The organism is Flavobacterium aerium, assembly GCF_030766725.1.
GTDB lineage: Bacteria > Bacteroidota > Bacteroidia > Flavobacteriales > Flavobacteriaceae > Flavobacterium > Flavobacterium aerium.
Genome location: NZ_JARQWR010000002.1, coordinates 102834 through 124960, shown reverse-complemented (window position 1 = coordinate 124960; position 22127 = coordinate 102834). Strand labels below are relative to the sequence as shown.

At 33.3% G+C, this 22127-nt stretch carries 18 protein-coding genes; 6 read left to right on the top strand and 12 right to left on the bottom strand.

Features of this window, described 5'->3' with window-relative positions; translation table 11 throughout:
* Positions 1-64 precede the first annotated feature (64 nt).
* The 7 genes from arsB to P6733_RS03130 form a co-directional block, all read right to left on the bottom strand.
* On the bottom strand, positions 65-1096 hold the full coding sequence (gene arsB, locus P6733_RS03160) for an ACR3 family arsenite efflux transporter (protein ID WP_306350151.1): 1032 nt from the start codon (positions 1094-1096) through the stop codon (positions 65-67).
* A gap of 7 nt (positions 1097-1103) precedes the next feature.
* On the bottom strand, positions 1104-1481 hold the full coding sequence (gene gcvH / locus P6733_RS03155; RefSeq protein ID WP_306350150.1) for a glycine cleavage system protein GcvH: 378 nt from the start codon (positions 1479-1481) through the stop codon (positions 1104-1106).
* 17 nt (positions 1482-1498) lie between these two features.
* Positions 1499-2272, bottom strand: a complete 774-nt coding sequence (locus tag P6733_RS03150) for a metallophosphoesterase family protein (protein ID WP_306350149.1) — start codon at positions 2270-2272, stop codon at positions 1499-1501.
* A gap of 46 nt (positions 2273-2318) precedes the next feature.
* Entirely contained in the window at positions 2319-2792 is a 474-nt protein-coding gene (locus P6733_RS03145; protein WP_306350148.1) for a DUF6428 family protein, read from the bottom strand.
* Between the two features lie 69 nt (positions 2793-2861).
* Positions 2862-3191: an ArsR/SmtB family transcription factor gene (locus P6733_RS03140; protein WP_306350147.1), complete on the bottom strand. Its 330-nt coding sequence runs from the start codon at positions 3189-3191 to the stop codon at positions 2862-2864.
* Between the two features lie 222 nt (positions 3192-3413).
* Complete coding sequence (locus tag P6733_RS03135; RefSeq protein ID WP_306350146.1) at positions 3414-4949, bottom strand: SulP family inorganic anion transporter; 1536 nt, start codon at positions 4947-4949, stop codon at positions 3414-3416.
* Positions 4950-5486: 537 nt separating this feature from the next.
* On the bottom strand, positions 5487-5933 hold the full coding sequence (locus tag P6733_RS03130; protein ID WP_306350145.1) for a GNAT family N-acetyltransferase: 447 nt from the start codon (positions 5931-5933) through the stop codon (positions 5487-5489).
* Positions 5934-6022: 89 nt separating this feature from the next.
* Between P6733_RS03130 and pdxR the strand changes: the two genes are divergently transcribed.
* The 3 genes from pdxR (at position 6023) to P6733_RS03115 (ending at position 9430) form a co-directional block, all read left to right on the top strand.
* Positions 6023-7486 carry a MocR-like pyridoxine biosynthesis transcription factor PdxR gene (gene pdxR, locus P6733_RS03125; protein ID WP_306350144.1) on the top strand — a complete coding sequence of 488 codons (1464 nt, stop codon included), beginning with the start codon at positions 6023-6025 and terminating at the stop codon, positions 7484-7486.
* Positions 7487-7620: 134 nt separating this feature from the next.
* Complete coding sequence (locus P6733_RS03120) at positions 7621-8466, top strand: substrate-binding domain-containing protein (protein WP_306350143.1); 846 nt, start codon at positions 7621-7623, stop codon at positions 8464-8466.
* 31 nt (positions 8467-8497) lie between these two features.
* Positions 8498-9430, top strand: coding sequence for a transglutaminase domain-containing protein (locus P6733_RS03115; protein ID WP_306350142.1), 933 nt, complete (start codon positions 8498-8500; stop codon positions 9428-9430).
* A gap of 7 nt (positions 9431-9437) precedes the next feature.
* Here P6733_RS03115 and P6733_RS03110 read toward each other — a convergent pair whose 3' ends face one another.
* Together P6733_RS03110 and P6733_RS03105 are read right to left on the bottom strand one after the other, a co-directional pair.
* Positions 9438-10103, bottom strand: a complete 666-nt coding sequence (locus P6733_RS03110; protein ID WP_306350141.1) for a uracil-DNA glycosylase — start codon at positions 10101-10103, stop codon at positions 9438-9440.
* Between the two features lie 21 nt (positions 10104-10124).
* Positions 10125-11075, bottom strand: a complete 951-nt coding sequence (locus tag P6733_RS03105) for a hypothetical protein (RefSeq protein WP_306350140.1) — start codon at positions 11073-11075, stop codon at positions 10125-10127.
* A gap of 165 nt (positions 11076-11240) precedes the next feature.
* Here P6733_RS03105 and P6733_RS03100 point away from each other — a divergent pair, with 165 nt between their 5' ends.
* Together P6733_RS03100 and P6733_RS03095 are read left to right on the top strand one after the other, a co-directional pair.
* The gene (locus P6733_RS03100; RefSeq protein ID WP_306350139.1) at positions 11241-13412 is read left to right on the top strand and encodes an endonuclease MutS2; all 2172 of its coding nucleotides are present in this window, start codon (positions 11241-11243) and stop codon (positions 13410-13412) included.
* Between the two features lie 2 nt (positions 13413-13414).
* Positions 13415-13831, top strand: a complete 417-nt coding sequence (locus tag P6733_RS03095; protein WP_306350138.1) for a thiol-disulfide oxidoreductase DCC family protein — start codon at positions 13415-13417, stop codon at positions 13829-13831.
* A 4-nt stretch (positions 13832-13835) separates the two neighbouring features.
* Here P6733_RS03095 and P6733_RS03090 read toward each other — a convergent pair whose 3' ends face one another.
* The 3 genes from P6733_RS03090 to P6733_RS03080 all read right to left on the bottom strand — a co-directional run bounded on the left by P6733_RS03090 (position 13836) and on the right by P6733_RS03080 (position 20013).
* A complete protein-coding gene (locus tag P6733_RS03090; protein WP_306350137.1) occupies positions 13836-14282 on the bottom strand; it encodes a hypothetical protein in 447 nt (148 codons plus the stop codon).
* A gap of 100 nt (positions 14283-14382) precedes the next feature.
* Positions 14383-17058: a zinc-dependent metalloprotease gene (locus P6733_RS03085; RefSeq protein ID WP_306350136.1), complete on the bottom strand. Its 2676-nt coding sequence runs from the start codon at positions 17056-17058 to the stop codon at positions 14383-14385.
* Positions 17059-17355: 297 nt separating this feature from the next.
* Entirely contained in the window at positions 17356-20013 is a 2658-nt protein-coding gene (locus P6733_RS03080) for a zinc-dependent metalloprotease (RefSeq protein WP_306350135.1), read from the bottom strand.
* Positions 20014-21071: 1058 nt separating this feature from the next.
* On the opposite strand from P6733_RS03080, the gene P6733_RS03075 reads away from it, so the two are divergent.
* On the top strand, positions 21072-22082 hold the full coding sequence (locus P6733_RS03075) for a beta-ketoacyl-ACP synthase III (RefSeq protein ID WP_306350134.1): 1011 nt from the start codon (positions 21072-21074) through the stop codon (positions 22080-22082).
* Positions 22083-22127 lie beyond the last annotated feature (45 nt).

Here is a 22127-nt window from a genome sequence, read left to right as displayed (position 1 = left end):
CCCAAGTAATTTATTTAAAAGGTTTTAGCTTTTAGTTATAACCCTGAATTCTTTTTGCATTAATTTAATGATAATACTTCTTTTTCAGCCATAGACTTGCTCTTACTAATAATATCAGCACAGGAACTTCTACCAATGGTCCTATGACACCCACAAAAGCCTGTGGTGAATGGATTCCGAAGACTGCTATTGCTACAGCAATAGCTAATTCAAAATTGTTTCCCGTAGCCGTAAATGCGATAGAGGCATTTTTATCGTAAGGAATCTTTAGGGACTTATTGATAAAGAAGCTTATGAAAAACATCAAGATAAAATAGATAATTAACGGTATTGCTACTTTAAGGACATCCATTGGCAATTCCAATATTTTATCACCTTTGAGACTAAACATAAGCACTATTGTAAATAGCAATGCGTACAGAGTAATAGGAGATATTGTGGGTACGAATTTTCTATTATACCATTCTATGCCTTTTGATTTAACAAGAAAGTAACGGCTTAGAAAACCTGCTAGAAATGGAATGCCTAAGTATATCAATACGCTTTCTGTAACATCTTTCATTGATACGCTTACATTGAAATTGGCTAATCCTAATTTTGCAGGCAATACATTGATGAATAGCCAAACTAAGAAGCTATAAGATACTATCTGGAAGATACTGTTCAATGCAACTAACATAGCCGTATATTCTCTGTTTGCTTTAGCTAAGTCACTCCACACAATTACCATCGCGATACACCTTGCCAAGCCAATTAGTATCAAGCCTGTCATATAATCGGGTTCGTTTCGTAAAAACAAAACTGCCAATCCGAACATCAATATTGTGCCGATAACCCAATTCAGCAATAAGGATATACCGATTACTTTTTTATCCTTAAATGCCATAGGTAATAAAGAATAATCCACTTTCGCCAATGGCGGGTACATCATCAATATTAGACCTATTGCCAAAGGAATGTTGGTTATGCCTACGGATAAAGCATTTGTAACATTGGAAATACTTGGGAAGAAATATCCCAATCCTATACCTAGAGCCATTGCAAGTAATATCCATAGAGTTAGGTAACGGTCAAGAAATTTTAATTTTGGTTGCATTGTATGGCTAATTTATAATTTCTTTATATTGATTTGATGTAAGCAAATTTTCTAATTCTGCATCGTCCTTAATTTCTATTTTTATCAGCCAACCGTTTTCAAAAGGTGCAGTATTAATGAGTGTTGGTTCTTTTAGTAAGAGTTCGTTTGTTTCAATAATTTTGCCCGATACGGGCATAAATAAATCACTTACAGTTTTGATCGCTTCAACAGAGCCAAATACTTCATCCTGAAGGAAATTATGTCCAACATTTGGTAAATCTGCATATACAATTTCTCTTAATTCACTTTGAGCAAATGCTGTAATACCTATTGTGCCTGTGTTTTCTTGTACCCTTATCCAAGTATGTTCTTTTGAATATTTTAATTCGTTTGGAAGTTCCATTTCTACAAGTTTTTAGATTAATAACCTCTTCTTAAATTTTCTGCATATTCATTGGGCAATGGACTTTCTTCTACTGCTTTTGCTGCTCTTTCAATATCATAATCAAAACGTATAAATTCTACACTGATGCTGTTTTTATCCAACACAGAACTTTGTTCATTGATAGTAAGCATTACATAACCACCTCTGACATCGCTGTCTTTGGGCTTCCCAACCGAACCTATATTTATGGCGTGTCTGAAATGATCCTGACCGTCAAGACCCGAATTTAAAACACGATGGTATGGCTTGTGTGTATGCCCGAAACACATAATATCGGCATCTGCCTGTTCCATTATTCTAAGCATACTTTTTTCTTCCCTGTCTTCAAACAGATACTCATTTATTTTACGTGGACTACCGTGTACTAATAGTAAATTGAGTTTATCCTCGTTCAATTGAAATTCTACTTTGATGTGTGCCGGGAGCGTACGTAAATAAGCACGTTCATCATCTTTCATCAAAGAATTTGTAAACGAAATGGAAATATTCCCATTGTCTTTTTCGCTATCCGTTTTGTAGGCACAACCACATTCATTACTCATTCTCCCAATGCCGAAATCATAATTTCCTGCAATGGTTGGAATTTTTCTTTTACGGATTTCGTTTACCACTTCATTTGGCCAAATATTGTAACCTACCAGATCGCCCAAACAATAAATGCTATCTGGATTTCTTTTCTCTACATCTTCAAAGAATGCTTCTAATGCAGGTAAATTGGCGTGAATGTCGCTGAATAATGCAATTTTCATTTTTAGAATTTTTTAGAATTTTTACTTTTTTGAGTTTGGTTGATTTTTAGCAACATCCACCACCTGGAGTACAAGTGTTAGTATTATTTGCAGTTAGTTCTGCTAAATTTTTCTTTTGTTTTTCAGATGGAATTCCACAAGCGTCCTGAGCTAGACAATCTGTTGTTTTGTTGACCAGGACAAAGTTTTTCTCGTTAAAATCTAAATCGTATTTACCAATTGTTTCGCTTTGGTATTCCACTTCAATTTCAGAATCTTCAATACCCAATTTTTCTTCAGATAATTTGATGATGTTTAATAATTTGGTCGGCTTTAATCTATGTTCAAAATCGTCTGCATTCCATAATTGAAAGTTGACTACTTTTTCTGAACGGAGTACACCTCCACAATCGATAAAGTTTTTAATGATTTGTCCCACTTCGGTAACGTGGAAGTGCTCTGGCACAAAAGCTCCGTTTTCAAGTTGAAATTCCACATTTTCCAATGTCGGTAAGATCTGTTTGATTTCTGATAATTTCATATTTCTGATATTAATTTTAATAAACTATATATTGCAATGTTACGATGAATTTAGGTTTAAAAAAATGCCTTAACAGCATTTTTCAATAGTTACATTATCGCCAAAGAAAGTATTGAATTCCATTCTAATTTGTTGCCAGACTGTCTCATTAATACAGTAGCATACACTTGTACCCTCTATATTTCCCTTAATAATGCCAATATTTTTAAGTTCTTTTAAATGTTGTGAAATGGTTGCCTGTGCTAATCCCAATTCTTCAACCAAATCATTACAAATGCAGGCATTCTGTCTGATGATATATTGTAAAATGGCTATTCGTGCAGGATGCGCCAGTGCTTTCAAAGTGATGGCTAGATGGTTCTGTTCTTCTGTAAATATTTCGGTTTTCGTAACACCCATTTGTTTTATATTTATATCGCAATATTACGATAATTAAATTAATTGACAATAGTTTTTTTAAATTATTACGGTTGAGTTGTATAAACTGTGAACGAAAGCACTGATTTTTGAAGCATTAGAGAGCTTAAAGTGGGTTAAAAATCAGGAAAAAAAAGTTCGTAAAAAGAAAACATCGAAAACATTCAGATTAAAGCTGAAAATTTTCGATGGGTAATTCTCCTGTTATTTATTTGTCATTACTTTATAAGTAGGATCTTCAATAATATTCACGTCTATAACCGTTTCAGCATTTTTCAATAATTGCCTGCAATCCTGACTTAAGTGGCGTAAATGGAGCTTTTTACCTTCTTTGTGATACTTTTCAGTAATTTTATTCAAGGCTTCAATTGCAGACATATCTACTATTTTACTTTCCTTGAAATCAATTACCACTTCATCAGGATCATTCAGTACATCAAATTTTTCGGCAAAAGCAGTAGTAGAACCAAAGAACAGTGGACCAAAAATTTCATAATGCTTTGCACCATTTTCATCTACATATTTTCTTGCACGGATGCGTTTTGCACTTTCCCAAGCAAAAACCAATGCTGAAATAACCACACCTGTCAAAACAGCTACAGCCAAGTTATGTAACACTACAGTTATGACTGCCACAAGCATACCAATAAAAATATCGTGTCGGGGCATTTTATTGATAATACGAAAGCTTACCCATTCAAATGTTCCAATTGCTACCATCATCATCACGCCAACTAAAGCCGCCATAGGAATTTGTTCAATTATAGGTCCACCGACCAAAATAATTAACAAGATTGTGAAAGCTCCAATAATTGCGGATAGTCTTGCTCTTGCACCAGCGCCGACATTTACCAATGTTTGGGCAACCATCGCACATCCGCCCATTCCGCCAAAGAAGCCATTGGTAATATTTGCGATACCTTGTGCAGCCGCTTCCCGATTGGATTGACCTTTTGTGCTGGTAATTTCATCTACCATGTTTAAGGTTAGCAGGCTTTCAATCAAGCCAACACCAGCCATAACTAGGGCGTAAGGAAAAATGATTCTTAAAGTTTCTAAGCTAAAAGGAATTTGCGGAATATGAAACGATGGTAATGAACCACTGACAGATGCAATATCAATTACTTTTTTGGTATCTATATTGAAAAAATAAACAATACCGAACACTACCAGTATAGCAAACAATGAAGCTGGAATTGCCTTGGTAATTTTAGGCAGCAGAAAAACAATCGCTATGGTCAGGATTGTTAGCCCAGCCATCAAATAGAGTGCACTTCCGTGCATCCAACTTTCTGCTCCATTCTCTATGACCTTGAATTGAGCAACCTGAGCCATAAAAATAATTACAGCAAGACCATTCAGAAAGCCATACATAACAGGCTGGGGTATCAGACGAACAAATTTACCAAGTTTAAACAGCCCTACTAATAATTGTAAAATACCTGCCAATACTACGGCAGCGAAGAGATATTCTACTCCGTGTGAAGAAGCCAATGCGATGAGTACTACAACTGTTGCACCGGCACCTCCAGAGACCATTCCCGGTCTACCGCCAAGAATGGCTGTTACCAAACCCATTAAAAATGCGGCATATAATCCAGTTAAGGGTGAGAGTCCAGCTAAAATGGCAAAAGATAAACTTTCAGGGATCATTGTCATGGCAACAGTTAAACCTGCTAAAACTTCATTTTTGTAATCTACTTTTTGTTTGAAATCAAACAAATTGATAATTTTCTGCATAAACGTATAAAATAAAATGTATAAAAGTGAAATGTGCCTAAAGCGAAAACTTCGGGTACAGTAATATAACCAATAAGTAATTGGGGGAAATAACAGTTTAGCCTAAGATCAAGGCGGAGTAACTGGGGATGATATTTGTACTGTTTTTTTCATTGAGTATTGCAAAAGTACATTTTGTAGATATTGTATACAACCTAATGAGAAATAAATTTAAAAAAAGTAGTTTAATAACACAGAATCTTTTCTTTGGTCGCGGATGTGGAAAGAAAAGAAGTTTGCCAAAACAAAAAATGGGATAAACAATATCCCTAAAACCTGATCGCAACCTGTTTGGAAAAAACAGGAAAATGGAAGAATAATCATGTACCTGTAAAAATCCTCCTATTTCCCTTCCCTTTTTTTAGTAAAAGATAAACAAAGACATTCATATTGTAGGAATAGAGGTCGGAAATGGACTTTGACCACTGCAAAAACATCACAAAGCCTTACCCAACAACCTTATTAAACGGTAGACCTTTCGGACTACCGCATAGTTAGTTATTTCCACCAATGATAATAATTGTGTAATCCATCATACTCAAATCCACAACGTGGGTATAGCGTATTACCAACGTCGTTTGTCTTTTCTGTTTCCAGCATTAAACCACAAGCTCCCGTTTCTTCACACCATTGCTTACTTCGGTCAATCAGGGCTACAGATAATCCTTTTCCTCTATAATCGGGATGTACAAACAAATCACTCAATAACCATTGTTTCTGTAATTTAGTGTAATGAAACAGTTTGTATAACTGAACAAATCCCGCTATTTCTCCATTGACTACTGCTAAGAAAATATCACTTTCGTTATTTACAAATCGTTCTTTTAGAAATACTTTTCCTTTTTCTACATCAGATTGTTGACGATAAAAAACACGGTAAAGATTGAATAATTCGGCTGTTTCTTCCAAGTCTTCCAGACTTGCTTTCTTAATTTTTAAATCCATTGCTTTAAATATTTTAATTTATTAACGCAAAAATATTTTTAAATAGGACTACATTTGTAATCCAGATTTTAGTTATTAGGTAGTCCAGTATGTTTCCGTATAAAAATATTATCATTATAGACAAAAAACAAAAAGTATCTGTTTATAAACAGATTGCTTTTTGCTTTATCAATGCTATACGAAACGGTACATTAAAAGCTGGTACACATTTGCCCGGTAGTCGGGAACTCGCTAAAATTTTGGGTGTACATCGCAAGACAGTAATTGCAGCTTATGAGGAACTCGATGCCCAAGATTGGATATTAATTGTTCCAAGAAAACACGTTTCGGTATCCGAACGCATTCCTTTACTGAAACCTCAAAAATGGAATATTCCAACCCTCTTATTATCTTATGAAAATGAGTTTAATCTTTCATTCCGAAAGATAGAAGAAAATGTACAGCATGATGACACTATTATTATTCCTGAAATTATTATTGATGATGGACATCCAGATATTAGGCTATCACCTATTGACGAGTTACTGAAAACCTATCGTTCTTATACTTCGACAAAATACGCCATAAAAAATGCTCAAATCGGTACAGAACAAGGCACAATAAAGTTAAGGGAGAAACTAACCCAATATTTAGCTGAAACCAGAGGATTAAATATTTCTATTGATAATCTGTTGATTACACACGGGGCACAGATGAGTATTTATCTTGCTGCTCAATTACTTTTGGATAAAAACACTAACATCGTCGTTGGCAAACCCAATTATCCTGTTGCCAATAGAACCTTCAAAGAAACAGGAACTCAATTAATAGAAGTAATGGTAGATGATAGCGGAATAGATACAGATGCTATTGAAACTATTTGTAAGAAGAAAAAAATCAGTGCCGTATATGTTATCCCACACCATCATTACCCTACAACGGTAACCTTGAGCGTAGAACGTAGAATGAAATTATTGGAATTGTCCCAGCAATATTCATTTGCTATCATCGAAGATGATTATGACTATGATTATCATTATACCTCATCGCCCTATCTACCATTAGCAAGTGGTGGTCATAACGGGAACGTGATTTACATCGGCTCTTTTTCTAAAATATTAGATCCTTCACTTCGCATTGGTTTTATGATTGCTCCAAAAAATTTCATTACACAATGTACAGCTTTAAGAAAACTTATTGATGTAGGTGGCGATGGTTATATGCAAAATGCATTAGCTACATTGATTAAAGATGGTGAACTCAAACGACATATTAAAAAAGCAAAGAAAGCTTACCATCAGCGCAGAGATTTCTTGGATGCATTACTAAAAGAAAAATTGAGCGAATATATTTCTTATTCTCTACCATCGGGTGGAATGGCCATTTGGATAAAACTAAACCCGGAATATTCAGTTCGTAAATTGGAAGATATTCCCCAATTAAAAATTACCCGAATGGATATAGAACAAAATGCTTTCCGTTTCGGCTTTGCTTCAATAAACGAGAAGGAATTAGAAGAAGTAGTGATTTTTTTGAAAATTAAACTCAATCTCTTGTATAAAAGTAACTTTTAAATTATATCTAGCAATACAAATATGATGTCTTACCTGTTATAAAAAAAATTCACAAAATTTGATTAATATTTATACATTTTTATAGAAATAAATTTTTCAGTTAGTACCTTTAACTCCTAAAATTTTGGATAAAGATGAAGAATATAAAAATAGTTGGTGTTCCAGAACATTTCAACTTGCCTTGGCATATATGTATTGAAAATGGAGAATTTACAGCCAAAGGAATTAATCTTGAATGGACTGATGTGCCGGAGGGTACAGGCAAAATGTGTCAAATGCTCCGCAATCAAGAAACGGATATTGCGATTATATTAACCGAAGGGATTGTCAAAGATATTGTGGGTGGAAATCAATCTTCTATCGTACAAGTTTACGTTCAATCTCCATTGATTTGGGGCATTCATGTTGATGCAAAAAGCAATTATAAAAATTTATCTGATTTAGAACATAAAAAAGTAGCGATTAGCCGTTATGGCTCTGGTTCTCATTTAATGGCTATTATTAATGCTAAAAATCAAGGTTGGGATACCCAAAACCTTCAATTTGAAATCATTAATACATTGGATGGAGCGGTTGAGGCATTGAGTAATGGTACTGCCGATTATTTTATGTGGGAACGCTTCATGACAAAACCAATTGTAGATAAAGGTATTTTCCGTAGAGTTGATGATTGTCCTACTCCATGGCCTTGCTTTGTTATAGCAGTTCGCAATGAGTTTTTAGATTCAAACCCTGAAGCTATACAAACTATTTTAGAAGTAATTAATCAAGCGACTGCTACATTCAAAAATATTCCGAATATTGATCAAACATTATCAGAACGATTCCATCAAAAGAGAGAAGATATACAAGAATGGTTATCTTTAACCCATTGGTCACAAAAACAATTATCAAAAAAGGATTTAGAAGAAATTCAAAAACAATTGTTTGAATTAAACATTATCGATAAAACAATTGCTTTCGAAGAAATCGCAAAATAAAACAATGGAATCTATTCCGCTATAGGTCAACATGACAGAAACCAAAAAAATAACTTTTCAAAAAATAAAGGCAAAACTCCAGGTTAAAAAACCATGGGATAATGTTATTATTTTGGTTTTAAATATTCTTATTGCTGTACCTGTTTTTATCATTGTACATCAGAACGTCATTGATCCCGATTTGCCATTTCATATTGATCGTATCCTTTTATTTATAGCAATTGTTGCGATTATACAGCTCGTACTACGATTACTTCGAACCATAATTATTATTTGTATTGGTTTATACTTAATCGCTTTGTTTTACGGGACAATATTTGGCAGTTATGGTTTTTCCAGTGTTTATGAAGATTACAGATCGATGGTCTATACCATGGCTGATGATCCTAATCCGCAGGATATCATCATTTCTAGACTATTACCTTTCCCTAATAAGTCTAAAATTATTGATGCCGTAGAATTTGAGAATCCGAAAGTTCGAAATTTCGCCCTGATGGCCACTACAAAGCATTTTAGAGATGTAAAGGGATATCATAAATACCGTAGAATCATACAGAGTTTTGCTATTTTCAAAGAAATTCGAAATAACTGGAATTATGTAAACGATCCTAAAGGAAGGGAGTATATTGCTCGTGCCAGCGAATCTTTAATTCATTTCTCAGGTGATTGTGATGATCATGCTATCTTAATGGCTGCCTGTATTAAAGCGATTGGAACTACTCCTCGTATTATTCATACGGGAGGACATCTATATCCGGAAATGTTGATTGGAGATAAAAGTGACCTTGAAACGATCAACTACCTGATAAAAGAAGTCTTATTTGTAGAAGAAAGTAAAGGCAAAGATGTACATTATCATATTGATGAGCGTGGACAAGTCTGGCTTAATTTAGATTATACTGCAACGTATCCTGGTGGGCCATTTATGTCCGAAGAAATCTTGGGTGCATTGACCTTAAACTAACTGTTTACTACCATTCTATCTCTGATTTCCCTAACTTTTTTAATCTTGAATTCACTTGACTAAAGTGTTTGTTACCAAACCAAAACCCTTGGTTTGCACTCATTGGAGATGGATGCCCGGATTCTAAAACATAATGTTTTTCTCTATTAATTTTTGCCCCTTTCTTTTTCGCATAATTACCCCAAAGTAAAAAGATTACATCTTCTTTTTCATCGGAAATTTTTTGAATAATTGCATCTGTAAAAGTTTCCCATCCTTTCTTTTGATGGCTTCCTGCTTTACCTTCTTGAACTGTTAGAGTGGCATTTAGCATCAATACACCTTGTTTTGCCCAACGTTCTAGATTTCCTGAAATAGCAATTGGAATTTCTAAATCATTTTCTAATTCTTTAAAAATATTCCTTAAAGAGGGTGGAAATGTAACACCATCATTTACCGAAAAACTCAACCCATTGGCCTGTCCTAATCCGTGATAAGGGTCTTGTCCAATAAGTACCACCTTTAAGTTTTCAAAACTGCAATAATCGAATGCTGAAAAAATCAACTCCTTGGGCGGATAGCATCTGTTTTCTTCGTATGCGGTATCGACAAAACTCATTAAATCCTGAAAATAGGGTTTTTGAATTTCCGTTTTTAATTGATTCCCCCAAGCATTATCCCATTGAATTTTCATCTTTTTATTTTTACGACCTATTTATTTTTTTCTATTCATTTGTATTCTTTCATTGTACTTTCTGGATTCCAGAACGTCAGCAATTCCTTTCGAATCATTCGTCTTTAGAATCAATGCAATTTCATTCTGCAATGCTGTCAAGAGGGAATTTATTACTATTATATCCAATCCATCAATTTCTGCTATACCTTGTAAAGCTTCTGCTATCGATGTATACAGCAGGTTAAATCTGCCTTCTTCACTTGAGGTTGAAAACAAATTGTAATCCAAAACTGCATAGGTATATTGATGCCAGTCTTCCAAAGGAAATTCCGTTTTAGCATCGTCAAGCTGATCCGAAAAACTAAAGTAAATTTCGTTATATCCTGGTGTAAAAATCTTTATTTTCTTTTTAAAATGAGATAGAATATCACAATATAAATTAAAATAAGGTCTTAAAAGGACATTGTCTTTTTTGTCATAAATTCGAAAACCACCAAGTAGTTTAACCAATTCTTTTGGTTTTTTTCTACGCTGATTTATTTTGCCATTCACATATTTTACAACAATTTGATCTCTCAGTTCTTCTTTTTCATCCAACCAATAATTCAGCTCTTCTTCTGTCTTAGGTATTCTTTTCTTTAATTCTTCTAAATCTTTACGCAACAAATCTTCATCAAAATCAAAGGGTGTTACTTCTATTTCATGAACCAAATGCAGACAGCTTTCAAGAAACTCAAATTCTTTTTGGAAATTTTCTACACTCAATTCATCGTCATAATCAGAATAAACAGGAATTGCAATATCTGCGTATTTTTTATACAAAAAACGTCTTTTGAATTTTTGAGTTTTTTTAGGATTATTAATTAATGTAATAAATACAGCATTGAAAGTAGTTCCGTGGTCTATCTCAATTAAGTTATAGTTTAAAAAATTACTTAATGCTATTGTATTTTTGGATTTATGATCTAAATAAAGGATTTCTATTCTCATTCTATGAGCTAATTATTACTAAAAACGAAGTTAAAAAAATAATCGCTTAAACCGAATAAGCACACAAGAATTTCAAGTGATTTGTTAAAAAAGTGCTTTATACTCTTCCCTGCTGTATGTCACTAACTTTTCCGTATTTTTGTATTCAAAATTGCATACATTCAAATGATTAATATTACCAATAAATCTTTACAAGACCTAGAATTCGCTACAGTGCTGGAAACTATTTCCGCAATTTGTAATACGGAGCTGGGCAAACAAAAAGCACTGGAGATTATTCCATTTCCTACTGAAGAAACATTAATGGATGCTTTACTTCAGACTTCTGAATATGTTTCTTCTCTTGAAAACAATAATGCTATTCCAAATCATAGTTTTGATGCCATTACGCATGAAATTAAATTTTTAAAAATTGAAGATAGTTTCTTAGAAACGGGTAGTTTTAGAAAAATTGCTACACTTTCAGAAACCACTAATGTTCTACTTTTATTCTTAAAAAAATTCTTTGATTATTATCCAAAACTACACCTTCGGTCTTCGGAAGTTGTTTACAACAAAGAAGTCATTTCTAAGATTGATGAAATTGTAGACAAATATGGCGAAATTAAAGATAATGCTTCTCCTAATTTACAAAGTATCCGCCGTGAAATTAATCTGGTAAAGGGTAAAATTAACCAGAGTTTTGTACAAGCGCTAAGTATGTATAATGGCTTAGGTTATTTGGATGATATTCGCGAAAGTATTGTAGAGAACCGTCGTGTTTTGGCAGTATTAGCCATGTACCGAAAAAAAGTAAAAGGTTCCATTCTAGGAAACTCAAAAACGGGTAGCATTACTTATGTTGAACCTGAAGCAACCTTACGATATTCTAGAGAGCTTAATAATTTAGAATACGAAGAGAAAGAAGAAATTACCCGTATTTTAAAACAACTGACCAATTTTATTCGTCCTCACGTTGATCTTTTCATTTCGTATCAGGAATTTTTAACTGATATTGATGTTATCGCAGCTAAAGCAAAATATGCTAACAAAATCAATGGTATTTTACCACATATAACACAAGAACGAAGACTCTATTTTAGAGAAGCCTTCCACCCTATTTTATTATTAAACAATAAGAAAAAGAATCAGCCTACTTATCCTCAAACGATAGAATTACATCAGGAAAACCGAGTGATTGTAATCTCTGGACCTAATGCAGGGGGTAAAAGTATTACCTTAAAAACGATTGGATTATTGCAATTGATGTTGCAAAGTGGTATACTGATTCCTGTACATGAACGTAGTGAAACCTTTTTGTTTGACCGTATCATGACTGATATTGGAGACAATCAATCTATTGAAAATCATTTGAGTACTTATAGTTCCCGATTGAAAAACATGAATTACTTTTTGAAAAAATGTAATAATAAAACCATGTTTTTAATTGATGAATTTGGTACCGGTTCAGATCCCGAATTAGGAGGTGCACTGGCAGAAATATTTTTAGAGGAATTTTACCATCGTGAAGCCTTTGGAATTATTACTACACATTATTCTAATTTGAAAATTTTAGCCAATGAATTGCCTTATGCAACCAATGCAAATATGCTTTTTGATGAGAAATCATTAGAACCTATGTATCAATTGATTCTTGGGCAAGCTGGTAGTTCCTTTACATTTGAGGTGGCTCAAAAAAACGGAATTCCTTTTGGTTTAATTAATCGTGCAAAAAAGAAAATTGAGAAAGGAAAAGTTCGTTTTGATAAAACTATTGCAACACTGCAAAAGGAGCGTTCTAAAATGGAAAAAACCTCTCAAACCCTGAAAGAAGAAGAAAGTAAAGCACGGGAAGAAGGCAAAAAGATGGAAAACATCAATACTAAAATCCAACAAAAACTGGAAAGCTATCAAGAATTATATGATGCCAACCAACGTTTAATCTATTTAGGACAAAAAATTGATGATTTATCTGAGCGTTATTTTAATTCTAAAAACAAGAAAGACTTAATTGGTGAATTTCTAAAAGTTGTTGAAATAGAAAACTCTAAACGCAAGAAAGTTACCGCAAAAGAGAATAAAGCCAAAGAAGTCAAACAGAAAGAAATCATACAAGAAGTATCGGTTATTGTGGAAGAAATTCGACAAGAGAAAAAAGAAAAGAAAATCAAAGCAATCAAACAACTCGCAGATAAACCAAAAGCAATTCTCAAAGTTGGTGATCGTGTACGTATGTTGGATGGTAAAGCTGTTGGTACCCTTGATAACATTGAAAAAAACAAAGCAACAGTAAACTATGGTATCTTTACGTCTAAAGTAAATTTGGATGCATTAGAACTTGTTGAAGCAAAAAAATAATAATGATAAACCTCTTACCTTTAGATAAAAAGATAATATTATTTGACGGAGTTTGTAATTTATGCAACTCTGCCATTCAGTATGTTATTAAACATGATAAAACAGATCAATTTCGATTTGTCTCTCTCCAATCCGATTTAGGACAAGAAGTCATCAATTACTTAGGTATCGATTCTAAAAGTATTGATTCTATCATTTTATATGAGCCTAATAAAGCTTATTTTATCAAAGCAGATGCTGCCATGCGTATTGCTAAGTATTTAGGAGGAATTGTTTCTGTAATATCCTTGTTTCAATTTGTACCTCCTTTTATTAAAAATAGTGTTTATGACTTTATTGCCAAAAACCGTTATAAATGGTATGGAAAACAAGAGAGTTGTATGATTCCAACTCCAGAATTGAAATCTAAATTTCTATAAATATTTAATCTGGATTATTCAGAAAATCTTGTGGTAGCTGTTGAATTTCCATTCGAATTTTTTCATAAATATCATGTAGTTGTTCCGATAATTTAATCTGTAAATTTTCAAATATTTCTGCTACACCTCTTTCATGATAGGTCAAATATACTTCATATTTTGTCACATCTGAATTGATTAAATCATGTGGCATTCTTAATGAATAACTAACCACCTTATATCGTTTTGATACTTCTGGTCCTTTTACTTCTAAATCTAATTGACCTAGAACACTAGAGTCTTTTAATGATAAAAAAGAATCCGTTCCATATTTTTCATCAAACCAAACGGAATCTATTATCCTGCATTCTAAGTGCTCACGAATAATCCGACTTATATGATGGGATATATAAAAAATGGCTTCTGGATCAGCAAAGAGGCCACCAATAGCTATAGGATAAGGATTGCGCATAGTAATTTATAAATGAATTTCACAAATATAAAAAACCCTGTTCAAATAAATGAACAGGGTTTCTTTTTATATTCTTATTCTATTGAGAATAGGGACCTATTTATTGAATAACAATTTTCTTTACAACTTTTTTAGCACCGTCTTGAACAGTTACCATATACACACCCGATTGAATATTATCCAATTGGATATTTTCGTTGAAAATTCCTGTATTGTTATATACTTTATCTAAAACTTTTCTTCCTCTTAAATCATATACTCCAACATTAATTTTGTTTTGAGCATCTGAATTAAACTGAATTGTAAAGTTTCCTTTATTTGGATTTGGATATAGAGCAAAGTTCTCTAATTCAAATTCTTTCGTTCCAAGAACTGCGGCATTTTGATGACAAATTTCCATGTTCCAAGACACTAAATTTCCACTATCGCCTGGCTCAATATCTTGAACCTCTAATCTCCAGTTTCCATTAGATGGTTTATTTGTCAATGCAGAGAGAGACATTAATGGTTTATACTCACCTACTGTTGGGCTTGCACAAACTACTGCTGGTGCTCCATCTTTAAATGTTACATTAAAATTCACTCTAGAACCACACATACTTTTTGCTAGTCTGATTTTAGTTCCATCTGGATGAATTAAAGAAACATTTAAGTCACTAATATAAGAGTGTGTAACATTCACATTCACTTTTATAGATGAAATTGGGAAGTTATCTGGTACATTAATCGTAGATGCTAAAACTGGACCAGGTCCACCTGCTGCTCCATCAGGAATAGGTGTACTTGTTCCATTACTATAAGTTGCACATACATTTTCTAATGTATATCCAATAGAGAATGTTTTGCTATTTACAGCATAATATACATTTCCTGTTGGCTCAATTAAGATTCTACATTGTGCTGCAGATTGTGCAGGTACAGTAATTGTTTCCGTTCCATCATTAGGCGTATTTGCTGCCAATGTAATAGGAAATGTCAATCCATTATCTGTAGATAATTTAATATTTACATTAGTAGATCCTGTCAAAGCAGTAGTATTTTTCACATTCCAAGTAATCGTTTGTTGTGTTCCTGAAACCCAAGAAATACCTGCTGTATTTTGTGATGTTACTTCAAATGGTCCATAGACATTACTGAAAGAAACAACTACATTATCGCTAGAGTTACTTGCTCCTCCTAATTTATTATCTCTTACTGTTAATCTGAATGCTAGATTACGTGTAATATTAGGAACTTTTTCCCATTGATTTCCGTTTACTCCATTTAACACTACATCTCTAAAATTTGGAAAATAACGTGTTGGGCTTGTTGTTGGTGTAAACGAACGGAAATTAGGACCCGCTGTAGCTGTAATAGATGGATATGTTGTAGTTGCTCCACCTACATTCATTTGTTCCCAGCAATAGGTTAATACATCAGCTGCATTCGCATCTGTTGCAGAACCTGTTAATTTGAATGCAGTACCGATAGGTAACGTCAAGTCAGCTCCTGCATTTACTACTGGTGTAGCATTTCCTGTAGGAGTTTGTACTGGACATGATAATGTTTTTACGTATTGAGATACTTGGAAAATACTATAAGCATGAAAATAGGCATCACTATTTGACTGAACGTCAGTTGGTCCTGTAATTCCTGCATATCCCATGATTGTAGTACCACTACCCGGCTCTAAAAGCGCTTGTGTTCCCTCATTTCTAAAAGTATAAGTATGGTAAGCACCAAATTGATGTCCCATTTCGTGTGCTACGAAATCAATATCAAATGCATCTCCTATTGGGAATGTACTGGTTGTAAATCCACTTCCTTTTCCATTTCCATCTTCATCAAATGTATTGTCGCATACACATCCAATACAACCTGCATTTCCATTATTTCCATAAGCAGACATTAAATGTCCAATATCATAATTTGCTGGTCCTACAGTATTTGTCATTACCGTTTGTAATTCAGCATTATAATTATTATCATTTGGACCGTAAGGATCTGTAGCCGCATTTAAGAAAATAACAGCATCATTCGTTGGTATTAATACCATGTTTACATTGAAATCATTTTCATAAAGACCATTTACTCTCGTTAAGGTTGCCACAATTGCAGCATTAACTGTAGCTAATGTTCCACCGTGAAATGTTGAATACTCCCCAGTAACTGACATTGCCAATTTAAATGTTCTCAAGATATTATCATCTGCATTACGACCATTATTCAAGTTACGTTCCATTTCATCATGTAATACTTTTTCTTCTTTAGTGTTACATTGAAAATGTTTTGCTCCTGTACTTGCTTTATCAAATACAATATAATTATCGCCATTCACCGTGTATGGATCAATAATTGTTGTGCCTGATCCTCCTAAAAATAAAGCACTAAGCCCTTTTTCTGGAGAAACACTAAAACGAACTGTTCGGGATGGATTTTTAATACTTTGCCCAGCATATGAGCGAATATTTGGATATTTTGCTTGTAATTCTGGTGACATTACAGAAGCTTCCACTACTCTGAATTCTTCTAATTTTCCTTGTGCATCTGGAAATGTAACTACGACATTTGAGGTCCCTGCTGTAGCGCTACGTAGTGGTGCCGCATCGAGTTGGTTTCTTAAAGATTCTAAATTTAATTTAAAAACCTTGTAATCGTTTGGCGATGATGATCGCTCAATTTTTTTCAGAGCTGCAGCTCTAGCTTCATTTGAAGCCGACCATAATTTGTCTCCTTGTCCATAACTGCTTGAATATAGCAGAACGGCAAAAAGCAATACGCATAATTTTCTTTTCATGTTTAGTGGTTTAGGTTAAGAATTCTAGGTTAAGTTTTTGAATAATTTATTCAGAATCAAATATATACATACTTCAATATATTTACAAAAAAAATAACAATATTTACATTTTTTACGTAAATCATAACGATATACACATTTAGAAGATTATTTTTAAACATTTAGTAGTGTTTTATTCGATTAACAAATTAGCTCCTTGAAATTGTATACCATAAAAAAAGCCTACTCAAATGAATGAATAGGCCTTTTCTTAGACTATTTTATGTTTTTAAAGATAATTTACTTTAGTTGGGTAATTTATTCTATAACAATTTTTTTGACTACTTTTTTGGTTCCATCTTGAACTGTAACCATATATACTCCTGCTTGAATTTTATCAAGTTGTATATTTTCATTAAAAATACCTGTATTATTGTATACTTTATCGAGTACTTTTCTTCCTCTTAAATCATACACTCCAACATTAATTTTGTTCTGAGCATCTGAATTAAATTGAACCGTAAAGTTTCCTTTATTAGGATTTGGGTATAAAGCGAAATTCTCTAATTCAAATTCTTTTGTTCCCAATACTGAAGCAGTTTGATGGCATATTTCCATATTCCAAGAAACTAGATTTCCAACATCACCAGGTTCTAAATCTTGTAATTCAAGTGTCCAATCTCCATTGGAAGGCTTATTGATTAATTTAGATAATTCCATAACTGGCATATACTCCCCTGCAATATTTGCTGCACAAGTCACAACAGGAGAACCATCTTTAAAGGTCACATCCAAATTAACTGGTCTCTGACATGCTGGTGATTTATACAATCTAATTTTTGTCCCATCAGGATGGATTAGCGTAACCAATAAATCTCCTCCATAAGTGTGTGTAGCCTTTACATTTACTTTAACTCCAGATATAGGGTTAGTATCTGTTACAGTAATAACAGAATTTAATTTTGTCCCAGGACCTCCTATAATCCCATCTGGAACGGCTCCTCCAGTAGTATTTGTATACGTTGCACAAACGGATTCTAAAGTATATCCTATTGAGAATGTTTTATTATTTACCGCATAAAAATTATTGTTGGTCGGTTCAATTAGAATTCTACATTGTTCCGCATTCTGACTTGGTACTGTTATACTCTCAGATCCATCATTTGGTGTATTCGTTGCTAAGGTTATTGGAAAAGTTAAACCATTATCAGTCGATAATTTAATATTGACATTGGTTGCTCCTGTCAAAGCAGTTGTATTATTTACATTCCAAGTAATGGTTTGTTGTGTCCCTGAAACCCATGAAACTCCATCTGTATTTTGAGAAGTAACTTCAAAAGGTCCATAAGCACTATCAAACAATACAGTCATATTATCACTTGAATTGCTTGCTCCGCCTAATTTATTATCACGTACCGTTAGTCTAAAATTCAGGGTACGGGTAATATTTGGTACTTTTTCCCATTGAATTCCATTCACTCCATTTGTCACTACTTCATTAAAACTTGGAAGAAAACGGATAGGGTTTGTTGTAGGTGAATAAGATCTAAAATTTGGTCCGGCAGTAGCTGTAATTGAAGGAAATGTTGTCGCTGGGCCACCTACATCCATTTGTTCCCAACAATAGGTCAATGCAGAACCTGCATTAGCATCTGTAGCAGAACCTGTCAATTTAAAAGCTGTCCCAATTGGCAATGTCAAATCTGCTCCTGCATCTACCACAGGGGTAGCATTTCCTGTAGGTGTTTGTACTGGGCATGTTAACCCTTTTACATATTGCATGATTTGGAAAATATTATACGCATGAAAATAAGCATCACTGTTTACTTGTACATCTGTAGCACCAGTAATTCCTGCATATCCCATGATTGTAGTACCACTTCCTGGCTCTAATAATGCTTGACTTCCCGCTTCATTTCTATAAGTATAAGTATGTCTTCCTCCAAATTGATGTCCCATTTCATGCGCCACAAAATCAATATCAAAAGTATCTCCTACAGGTGTTGTACTCGTAGTAAAACCTCTACCTTTTCCACTATTACAAACACAACCAATACAACCAGCACTACCATTATTACCATATCCAGACATTAAATGTCCGATATCATAATTGGCTTCTCCTATGGCATTTGTTATTGCTGTTTGCACTGCCGCATTATATCCTGATCCATTAGAGGCATAAGGATCTGTAGCTGCATCTAAATAAATGACTGCATCATTATTTGCAATCAAGACCATATTTACACTAAAATCACTCTCGTACAATCCATTTACACGAGTCATAGTTGCATTAATAGCAGCATTCACTCCTGCTAATGTCCCTCCATGAAAAGCAGAATATTCTCCTGATACTGACATTGCCAATCTAAATGTCCTCAGAATATTATCATCTGCATTTCGGGCAACCTGTAAGTTACGATCCATTGCTTCGTGTATAGAAGTTTCTTCATTGGTTGTACATTCAAATTGCTTCACCGAAGATTTAATTTTATCAAATACTAAATAATATTGATTATTTACTGTATAAGGATCAATTATTGTGGAGATTCCTCCTAAAAACAAAGCACTTAAGCCTTTTTCAGGAGATACACTAAAGCGTACAATCCTAGCAGGGTTTTTAATACTTTGCCCTGCATAAGAGCGTATTTCCGGATATTTAGCTTGTAATTCTGGAGCCATTACTGAAGCTTCCATTACTCTAAATTCTTCTAAGTTTCCTTTTGCATCAGGAAAGGTCACAATTACATTTGAAAGCCCAGAAGAAGTACCTCTTTGTGGAGCTACAGCTAGTTGATTTCTAAAAGCTTCTAAATTTAATTTTAATATCTTGTATTCATCTGGTAATGAACCTCTCGATATTTTTTCCAATGGACTTACTCTTTCTTCGCTCGAAGCGGACCAAAATTTATCTCCTTGTCCATAACTACTCGAAGTGAGTAAAATGGCAAAAAGAATTACGAATAGTTGTTGTTTCATTTGTTGTGGTTTTGGTTATTTTTTAGTGTTAAGTAAAACATAAAATAGTCATTCTCAAATATATACAACTAAAAAGTATTTTTCAAAAAAAACAACAATATGACGTGTTTTTGTGATATTAGAAAATAATTAGATTTTTAACATTAATTATTGAATATTTATTTCAAAAAAGATAAATTAATTATTAAAAACTGTTAAAATTTCCGCGAATAACATAATCGCATAATGTGAATGATTGATTTTCAATGCTTTATAAATCCAAAAAAAAAGGTGTTTTTAACTTACAAACTAAATAATGGGCTAAAAATGCTTTATAAAATAGCGTTCATTTTCTCCACTGAATAAGTGTTAAAATTAACGCAATCATAACCCCAAAAATCACCTGGAATTCCCAAAAAAAATTATGCGAAAATTCAATTTTCGAATCAGCAAAATATCAAATCTTGAAAAACCACATAAAACACTGGCAACCCCAGTAAACACTTATGCATGCATAGTATTTTTAATTACAAATTCCTTCTTTTTTTAAGATGTTTTATGCGAAAATTTTATGCATTAATTAACAAATTATAAGGTCTTTTTTACACTTTTTTTTTCAAGATTGTTGGTATCTTTGGCGCCACGTTCATAACTTTATTCTTCATCCATATGGAAAGTTTATTTTATGGCATTGAGTAGAAAATCATGGTTAACCTGAAAAACTATTTTATCCCATCAACAATGCAAATTATTTTTATGTTTTTATATTCATCAATATAAGGAGAAAATAAAACTGAAATTATCTGTCCTTTTAAGTAATTCCCCCGCCATGTGATAAGACTTTGCACTTTTAAGTTTTTACTTCTTCAAACTGCATTGATAATTTAGATATGATTTTTGAGTGTATGTGAGTATTATTTAAGGATACAGATTTTTTAAATAATGCTATAGGAATATGAATCAATTGGCTTTGGTTTTTATTTTGAGTATTACTCGGGAGCGATTGAGCCATAGAAGGCACGAATAAATTAATAGATAAACAGCGAAAGCTATTTACTTTTTCATTTTTTGACAATTATATGAATACAAAAATACATGCAGTAATTACAGCATTAGGAGGTTACGTCCCGGAAAACATTTTAGACAATCATGCTTTAGAGAAAATGGTTGATACTACAAATGATTGGATTATTTCCAGAACTGGAATTAAAGAGAGACGAATTCTAAATGATCCAGAACTTGCAACTTCTGATATGGCAACATTCGCTATACAAAACTTATTAGAAACTGCTCAATTGGATCCAAGTGAAATTGATTGTGTTATTATTGCTACTTCAACACCGGATCATATCTTATTGCCTACTGCAAGTATTGTATGTGACAAAGCTAATTTAACAAATGCCTGGGGCATTGATATGAATGCTGCTTGTAGTGGTTTTCTATATTCTTTATCAATTGGAGCAAGTTTAATTGAAAGCAATCGTTATAAAAAAGTAATTGTTGTAGGTGCAGATCAAATGAGTTCTATAGTGGATTATACGGATCGCAATACTTGTATTTTATTTGGTGATGGAGCTGGAGCGGTATTATTAGAACAAACGACAGAAGAAATAGGAATTATTGATAATTTATTCAAAACGGATGGTAAGGGTGCTAAATTCCTTTCTGTTCCTGCTGGTGGATCTAAATATCCTGCTTCTGATGAGACTTTGGCAAATCGTACGCATTTCATTCATCAGGATGGTCGAACTGTTTTTAAATCGGCTATTAATGGCATGAGTGAAACAACACAAAAAATACTAGATCGTAATAATATTGAGTCTAACGATATTGATTGGTTAATCCCACATCAAGCTAATTTACGTATTATACAGGCTGTTAGTGAGAAACTAGATTTTCCTATAGAAAAAGTAAAAATCAACATCCAGAAATATGGTAATACTACAGCGGGAACTATCCCTTTGTGTTTATGGGATTTCAAAGATGATTTCAAGTATGGTGACAATATTGCTTTAACTGCTTTTGGTGCAGGTTTTACTTGGGGTACAACCTATTTGAAATGGGGTAATCTTAGAAATCAACAAAACTAATTGTATTAAAATATATTATAAAAAAAGGGCTCTAAAATTTAGAGC

What these genes read in the sequence shown, in the direction of transcription:
- arsB (WP_306350151.1), bottom strand. Translation starts at nt 1,096, where the DNA reads ATGCAACCAAAATTAAAATTTCTTGACCGTTACCTAACTCTATGGATA.
- gcvH (WP_306350150.1), bottom strand. Translation starts at nt 1,481, where the DNA reads ATGGAACTTCCAAACGAATTAAAATATTCAAAAGAACATACTTGGATA.
- P6733_RS03150 (WP_306350149.1), bottom strand. Translation starts at nt 2,272, where the DNA reads ATGAAAATTGCATTATTCAGCGACATTCACGCCAATTTACCTGCATTA.
- P6733_RS03145 (WP_306350148.1), bottom strand. Translation starts at nt 2,792, where the DNA reads ATGAAATTATCAGAAATCAAACAGATCTTACCGACATTGGAAAATGTG.
- P6733_RS03140 (WP_306350147.1), bottom strand. Translation starts at nt 3,191, where the DNA reads ATGGGTGTTACGAAAACCGAAATATTTACAGAAGAACAGAACCATCTA.
- P6733_RS03135 (WP_306350146.1), bottom strand. Translation starts at nt 4,949, where the DNA reads ATGCAGAAAATTATCAATTTGTTTGATTTCAAACAAAAAGTAGATTAC.
- P6733_RS03130 (WP_306350145.1), bottom strand. Translation starts at nt 5,933, where the DNA reads ATGGATTTAAAAATTAAGAAAGCAAGTCTGGAAGACTTGGAAGAAACA.
- pdxR (WP_306350144.1), top strand. Translation starts at nt 6,023, where the DNA reads ATGTTTCCGTATAAAAATATTATCATTATAGACAAAAAACAAAAAGTA.
- P6733_RS03120 (WP_306350143.1), top strand. Translation starts at nt 7,621, where the DNA reads ATGAAGAATATAAAAATAGTTGGTGTTCCAGAACATTTCAACTTGCCT.
- P6733_RS03115 (WP_306350142.1), top strand. Translation starts at nt 8,498, where the DNA reads ATGACAGAAACCAAAAAAATAACTTTTCAAAAAATAAAGGCAAAACTC.
- P6733_RS03110 (WP_306350141.1), bottom strand. Translation starts at nt 10,103, where the DNA reads ATGAAAATTCAATGGGATAATGCTTGGGGGAATCAATTAAAAACGGAA.
- P6733_RS03105 (WP_306350140.1), bottom strand. Translation starts at nt 11,075, where the DNA reads ATGAGAATAGAAATCCTTTATTTAGATCATAAATCCAAAAATACAATA.
- P6733_RS03100 (WP_306350139.1), top strand. Translation starts at nt 11,241, where the DNA reads ATGATTAATATTACCAATAAATCTTTACAAGACCTAGAATTCGCTACA.
- P6733_RS03095 (WP_306350138.1), top strand. Translation starts at nt 13,415, where the DNA reads ATGATAAACCTCTTACCTTTAGATAAAAAGATAATATTATTTGACGGA.
- P6733_RS03090 (WP_306350137.1), bottom strand. Translation starts at nt 14,282, where the DNA reads ATGCGCAATCCTTATCCTATAGCTATTGGTGGCCTCTTTGCTGATCCA.
- P6733_RS03085 (WP_306350136.1), bottom strand. Translation starts at nt 17,058, where the DNA reads ATGAAAAGAAAATTATGCGTATTGCTTTTTGCCGTTCTGCTATATTCA.
- P6733_RS03080 (WP_306350135.1), bottom strand. Translation starts at nt 20,013, where the DNA reads ATGAAACAACAACTATTCGTAATTCTTTTTGCCATTTTACTCACTTCG.
- P6733_RS03075 (WP_306350134.1), top strand. Translation starts at nt 21,072, where the DNA reads ATGAATACAAAAATACATGCAGTAATTACAGCATTAGGAGGTTACGTC.